The organism is Catenulispora rubra (assembly GCF_015356825.1).
Taxonomy (GTDB): domain Bacteria; phylum Actinomycetota; class Actinomycetes; order Streptomycetales; family Catenulisporaceae; genus Catenulispora; species Catenulispora rubra.
On record NZ_JAACYW010000849.1, the window covers coordinates 1 to 285 of the forward strand.

A 285-nucleotide genomic window follows, 5' to 3' on the forward strand; every position below is an offset into this window, starting at 1 on the left:
GTGGAAGCTCCGTGAGGGGTGTAGCGGACCGGTACTAATAGGCCGAGGGCTTGACCACAAAGCTGATTCTTTCAGCTCGAGAGTTTCTTTGCTGCTCGCATCCACTGTTTAGATCTGAGACCCCTACCGGCCTCGGGAAGCATGCGTATGCGTGTGTCTCGGCTGGTTGTCTCGTTGTGTTACGGCCGCCATAGCGGTGGGGAAACGCCCGGTCCCATTCCGAACCCGGAAGCTAAGCCCGCCAGCGCCGATGGTACTGCCAGGGGGACCTGGTGGGAGAGTAGG

Annotated in this window: 1 rRNA gene; it reads left to right on the plus strand. The window is 60.0% G+C overall.

Features of this window, described 5'->3' with window-relative positions:
• Positions 1 to 180 precede the first annotated feature (180 nt).
• Positions 181 to 285, plus strand: a 5S ribosomal RNA gene (gene rrf, locus GWK61_RS55700); the annotation flags it as partial.